Annotated in this window: 7 protein-coding genes; 3 read left to right on the plus strand and 4 right to left on the minus strand. The window is 65.0% G+C overall.

Annotation, left to right across the window (positions count from 1 at the left end; all coding sequences use genetic code 11):
- Window positions 1-384: 384 nt before the first annotated feature.
- Complete coding sequence (locus GV790_RS28700; RefSeq protein WP_163817943.1) at window positions 385-1,071, minus strand: DNA alkylation repair protein; 687 nt, start codon at window positions 1,069-1,071, stop codon at window positions 385-387.
- 234 nt (window positions 1,072-1,305) lie between these two features.
- Between GV790_RS28700 and GV790_RS28705 the strand changes: the two genes are divergently transcribed.
- Window positions 1,306-1,746, plus strand: coding sequence for a hypothetical protein (locus tag GV790_RS28705; RefSeq protein ID WP_375139440.1), 441 nt, complete (start codon window positions 1,306-1,308; stop codon window positions 1,744-1,746).
- 146 nt (window positions 1,747-1,892) lie between these two features.
- A complete protein-coding gene (locus tag GV790_RS28710; RefSeq protein WP_163817945.1) occupies window positions 1,893-2,318 on the plus strand; it encodes a hypothetical protein in 426 nt (141 codons plus the stop codon).
- A 154-nt stretch (window positions 2,319-2,472) separates the two neighbouring features.
- Here GV790_RS28710 and GV790_RS28715 read toward each other — a convergent pair whose 3' ends face one another.
- The 3 genes from GV790_RS28715 to GV790_RS28725 are packed head-to-tail and all read right to left on the minus strand — an operon-like array spanning window position 2,473 to window position 3,770.
- Complete coding sequence (locus GV790_RS28715) at window positions 2,473-2,679, minus strand: DUF397 domain-containing protein (RefSeq protein WP_163817947.1); 207 nt, start codon at window positions 2,677-2,679, stop codon at window positions 2,473-2,475.
- A 13-nt stretch (window positions 2,680-2,692) separates the two neighbouring features.
- Window positions 2,693-2,899 (minus strand): DUF397 domain-containing protein, encoded by a 207-nt coding sequence (locus tag GV790_RS28720; protein WP_163817949.1) that lies wholly within the window; start codon window positions 2,897-2,899, stop codon window positions 2,693-2,695.
- Window positions 2,889-3,770: a helix-turn-helix domain-containing protein gene (locus GV790_RS28725; protein WP_163817951.1), complete on the minus strand. Its 882-nt coding sequence runs from the start codon at window positions 3,768-3,770 to the stop codon at window positions 2,889-2,891. Before GV790_RS28725 ends, GV790_RS28720 begins: the two co-directional genes overlap by 11 nt.
- Before the next feature lie 340 nt (window positions 3,771-4,110).
- Between GV790_RS28725 and GV790_RS28730 the strand changes: the two genes are divergently transcribed.
- On the plus strand, window positions 4,111-4,893 hold a 783-nt coding region (locus tag GV790_RS28730), incomplete at its 3' end, for an SDR family NAD(P)-dependent oxidoreductase (RefSeq protein ID WP_163817953.1).

The following is a 4,893-nucleotide window of genomic DNA, read 5'->3' on the forward strand; positions in this document are numbered from 1 at the left end:
CCAACCCCGACCACCGCCCCACCCGACGAGATCGTCCGCGCCCTCCAGCACACCATCGACACCACCCGCCGCGCCACCGCCCCTGCGTGGTGAGCCCCTCGACGAGGGGGCATGAGGCCGGCGACCTGCCGCAATCGTCCGGCTCATGTCCCCTTCCCCGCGCAAGGACATGCGGCACCGCAACGTTGTGAGACGCCTGCGATTATCGCGGCGCCGCACAGGACGAACTCGACGATGCCACCCGCACGCAAGCTCATCGCCGACGTCCGCCGACTCCGTTCGCGGGCGTCGGCACGGAGGCGTCCGCGCACTGCGCTGGGTGCGAGCGGTGGGGCTCGGGTGACCTCCGGCGGTTCGGGGCGGGTCATCCCGTGAATCGCACGGTTACTTGTCCTGCTGGCGGCGGACCATTTCGTTGATCCAGATGGGCGCGTAGGGCGAGGTGCAGCCGGGGGAGGTCGGGTAGTCCTTCAGAACCTCGAGGCGTTCGCCGATGGCGAGTGCGCGGGGGCGGTGGTCGGGGTTGGTGATGCCGATGTGGGCGAGACAGGTGTTCATCGACCATTGGAGGCGGTCGGGGGCCGCTTTCATATGCGCTTCGATGAGGTCGAGCAGTTCGGTGAGGTCGAGGCCCTCGGGGTTCTTGACCACGCGGTCGGCGGTGAGCGCCCAGCCCGCGCTCGCGACCAGCGGGTCGGGGTCGGCGAACCAGGTGCGTCGCAGCTCTTCGGCATGCGGGTTCTTCTTCACCACGTAGTTGATCAGCCAGTCCTGGACCTTGGGTGCGGTGGCCTGGCGCATCATGGCGTCGAGCTCGTCGCGGTCGAAGGCCTTCGGGCGGCAGATCAGCAGAGACAGCAGTCGCGCCGCGGTGTCGCCGGTGTTCCAGAGTTCGCGGGCGAGATCGTGCTGGGTCTTCAGCCGTTTGGCAAGCGCGCGCAGCTTGGTGAGGTTGACGCCGTGATCGTCGCCGTGCTTCTCGTTCACCGCCCGCATCTTCGGGTCGTCCAGCGCGGCCAGCTCGGCCAGCACCTGCGACACCGTCGTCTCGGTCGACATCGTCTCGGCCACGGCGAAACCTCCTGTCCGGCATCTGAGAGCTTCAGGCTACGACGGCAGGCGCCCGATCGCCGGTGATCGACGGCAAACCCGGCAGCCGCCCACGCCTCGGATATCCAGCGATTTCCCACTGTGGGGAATCTTTGCGCCCGGGCGCGGTGCAGGATCTTGACGGATCATGTATCGGCATTCCATTACCGCCGCTACGTGGTCGCTGGATTGTTTCTCGGAAGGAAAACTACAAAGATGCGCGTGTTCCACTATGGAGCCAGGTTGGGCCTTGCCGTAGCGGCAATTCTCACTGGATCGCTCAGCCTGGCCGCTCCCGCGAACGCCGCGACGCCGGCCTCCGTATGCGGAGGCGGAAGCTACCGAGTCATCGACACCCACGACCTGGGCAGTCTCGCCACCATCTACCTGCTCTACAACGGCCGGACCAATTGCGTCGTCACCTGGAAGAACGCCTATGTCGGAACCAAGACCCCCACGAGGGCCATGGTCGCGATCTGGGGACAGCCCAGCAGCCACCGGCAGGACTATGACCACTACGCGTATTACGCCGGCCCGGTGAAGGTGGATGCCCCCGGCAAATGCATCGCGTGGGGCGGTAGCGCACTCCGGCCCGGCGACATCACATCAGGAGGCGGAATCCATTGGGACTCGCCGTCGCCGAGCCACTGCGGTTGATTCCGCACTCCCGGTCCCTCGAACGCATAGAAAGCGCGTTCGTCGACGACGAGCGCGAACTACTCCTGGGACCGCCGGAAGATCCATCGGCAAACGATCGCCCGCCCATGTTCGGCGGTTGATCTTCTTCAGAAAGAATATGAACAATGCGTGTGATCAAGAACGGAGCCCGGCTGGGCTTGGCCATCGCAGCGATCCTCACCGGATCGCTGAGCATGGCCGCGCCTGCAAACGCCGCGACCCCGGCTTCGGTCTGCGGTAGCGGCTACCGCGTCATCGACACCCATGACCTGGGCGGTCTCGCCACCATCTACCTGCTCTACAACGGCCGGACCAACTGCGCAGTCACCTGGAAGACCGCCGATGTCGGCGTCAAGACCATCACGGGGGTACGCCTCGGAATTTGGGGGCAATACAACCCTCAGGAGGATTTCGGCATGTTCGCGTACTATGCCGGCCCAGTGAAAGTGGATGCGCCCGGCAAGTGCATTGGGTGGGGCGGTGGCGCGACCAGGCCCAACAACGGGACCGGTTACGGCTGGAATTCGCCTGGCCCGAGCCACTGCGGCTGAGCCCTACAGGCCGGGATCACGACGGACACCCTTCGCCATCAGGACGCGGGGGCGCACCAAAATCCGTCAATGAGACGGCCCGTCCCTCGGCCGTAACAGGCTGGGAGACGGGCCGTTTCGATGGGGCGCACACCGGGCCGACCCGGCAGGCGGCTCAGCTGTGGTCGAAGCGCCCGGCGCACGTGCGGCTCAGGAAGGCATCCCACTCAGACGGCGTGAATACCAGGGCCGGGCCGGTGGGATTCTTGGAATCACGGACCCCGACCCTGCCACTGTTGAGGTGTGCGACCTCGACACAGTCGCTATCTCCAACACTGTGACTGGACTTGAACCATTCGGCCGTGCTCTCCTCAACACTCATACCCGCGCTCCCTTCAGGCAGGATCGAAATGCCCAAGCCGCGCCCGCGAGAGGAAGGTATCCCACTCCGAAGGCGTGAAGACGAGGGCAGGACCGGCGGGGTTCTTGGAGTCGCGCACCCCGACCAGTCCTGCCTGCAGATGCGCGACTTCGACACAATCCTGGCCGCCGGCGCTCCGGCTGGACTTGAACCATTTCGCACTGCTCAGATCAACGCTCACGCTCGCACTCCCTTGCTCTTGCGCGTAGCAGACTCTTGCTACCAGCCGCATCCAACGCTACCGCCTGGATTGTCTGAAACGCCTTGCGATAGCGATCAACTGCGAATTTCCGGTCGTAGTACATGGCTCCGGTGTAAGACTCAACGTAGACGGTCGTTGGCTCTTTCGCCGCCCGGTCGAAATCGAGGATCGTAAAAGGACCCGTGGACATTCCGGCCGGAAACCCACTCGCGAAAGGCAACACTCGCACGGTGACGTTGGGCGGCAGATCGGCGAGGTGCCTCAGCTGCGCAGCCATCGTCTTACGCCCGCCGACCACCCTGTGCAACACAGCCTCGTCAAGGATCAGAGTCGCAGTCACCGGGTTACGTTTCCGTGTAATGATCCGTTGCCGTCCAGTTCGGACTCGCACCCGGCGCTCGAGTTCCTCTGGACCGTCGGACGGGAAGTACATCGCATCCAAAGCTCGTGCATAGGGAGCTGTTTGGAATAGCCCGCTGACCATATCGGGTCGAAACACCGTCAACGACGACGCTACCGACTCCAGTCCGACATACAATTCGAAACTGTCGGGGATCAGTTCCCCGTATTCGTGCCACCAGCCCCTGTTCTGGGGCTCCTCCCCGTCCGCCTCCTTCGCCAACCCCAGTAGCGCCTCCTGCTGCTCCACCTCGTCATACAGCTCGCACAACCCCACGATGTCCGGGATGTGGATCTTCCCGGGATGCCCGGTCTCCAACCGCTGCACCGTCCCGGCTCCGCGCCCGATCTGCCGTGCGGCTTCGGCGATGCTCAGGCCTGCCGCCTGGCGCATTTCGCGCAGGTGCCTGCCCAGTTGACGTCGCGGCACCGTGTTGCCCGATGTGGGCATAGTGATCCCCTCCTGCGAATGGCACCCCTGCCGAGGACCCATTGTGGCCCAATCCTGGACGCGGCACAGGGAAAACGTGCAGATCGGTGCGATTTGCCTATCACCGCAGGTGGAACACCATCGCGGGCTGGTTTTCTCGCTTCCGGCATCGGAGTCCGGGCCCGCCGTCACCACGCCCCTGCCGTGGCGGCGCATCCGGCACCGGCCATGGCGGCCGCGCTGGGTGGCGATCCATATCGCCCCGGCCTCCGATGCTCCATACCGGCGAGGCGGCACACTGGGAGATATCAGCGTCCGAGACACACTTCACAGGGAACTTACCCAGGAGTAAGGTCGGTGCATGGCGTGGAAACCTGAGCAGATATCCGATCAGACCGGGCGCACTTTCGTCGTCACCGGAGCCAATGGCGGCCTCGGTGTCGAGACCACGAAGGTGCTGGCCAGCAAGGGCGCGACGGTGGTCATGGCCTGCCGTAATACGGCGAAGGCACAAGAGATCGCCGACCGCATCGACGGCGATGTGAAGGTCGCGCCGCTCGATCTGGCCGATCTTTCGTCGGTGCGCGAATTCGCCGACAACTGCGGCGAATTCGATGTGCTCGTCAATAACGCGGGCCTGATGAACGTGCCGTTCTCGCGCACCAAGGACGGTTTCGAAACCCAGTTCGGCGTCAACCACCTGGGTCACTTCGCCCTCACCGGCCTGGTGCTCGACCGCGTCCGGGATCGGGTGGTGTCGCTGGCCAGCATCGCGCACAAGCAGACCCCGAAGCTCTGGATCGACGATCTGAACTACGAGAACCGCCGCTACCAGCGCAATCTCGCCTACGCGCAGTCCAAGCTGGCCAATCTGATGTTCGCCCGCGAACTCCAGCACCGCCTGGAGGCGGCCGGCTCGACCAAGCGCTCCTACGCAGTGCATCCCGGTGTGTCGGCCACCGACCTGTTCGCCCGTACCGAGACCCCGCTCGACCGCATCAGCAAGCCCTTCATCCGGCTCATCGGCCACGCGCCCGCCAAGGCGGCCCACTCCACCCTGTTCGCCGCCACCGACCCCGACGCCGACCCCAACACCTACTGGGGCCCCACCCGCCTCTTCCAATCCCAGGGCCCGGTCGAACCC

This window comes from Nocardia cyriacigeorgica, assembly GCF_010858045.1.
Lineage (GTDB): Bacteria > Actinomycetota > Actinomycetes > Mycobacteriales > Mycobacteriaceae > Nocardia > Nocardia cyriacigeorgica_E.

Bases quoted from the DNA above. Each gene is read 5' to 3' on its own strand.
- GV790_RS28715 (WP_163817947.1), bottom strand. From the start codon at position 2,679: ATGAGTGTTGAGGAGAGCACGGCCGAATGGTTCAAGTCCAGTCACAGT.
- GV790_RS28705 (WP_375139440.1), top strand. From the start codon at position 1,306: ATGCGCGTGTTCCACTATGGAGCCAGGTTGGGCCTTGCCGTAGCGGCA.
- GV790_RS28710 (WP_163817945.1), top strand. From the start codon at position 1,893: ATGCGTGTGATCAAGAACGGAGCCCGGCTGGGCTTGGCCATCGCAGCG.
- GV790_RS28725 (WP_163817951.1), bottom strand. From the start codon at position 3,770: ATGCCCACATCGGGCAACACGGTGCCGCGACGTCAACTGGGCAGGCAC.